Raw genomic sequence first — 279 nt, forward strand, 5'->3', positions numbered from 1 at the left:
GAAATGGCCAAGTCCTGTTGAATCATGGCCTGTAAGGTTTCAAGGCTAAGTGGTGAATAATCGTCACTATCCAAAACCTCATACTGTTCCAAGGTATCCGAAAGACTGTTTGAAGACATTAGATCCATAATAAAACTAGAGCCTTCACCTGTTCGGTACAATTTTTCCAGAATATCAGTCATATCTGCCTGGACTTCATCCAGATAGCCATCCACTTTAACTCGTAGCTCATCACTAATCAAGGATAGATCATCTTCATCCATATAATCTTGGTATACT

1 pseudogene is annotated in these 279 nt (G+C 39.4%); it reads right to left on the reverse strand.

Annotation, left to right across the window (positions count from 1 at the left end):
- Positions 1-263: pseudogene (locus tag RMT89_RS42600) on the reverse strand (hypothetical protein); the annotation flags it as partial.
- Positions 264-279 lie beyond the last annotated feature (16 nt).

This window comes from Streptomyces sp. P17, from assembly GCF_032436805.1.
Taxonomy (GTDB): domain Bacteria; phylum Actinomycetota; class Actinomycetes; order Streptomycetales; family Streptomycetaceae; genus Streptomyces.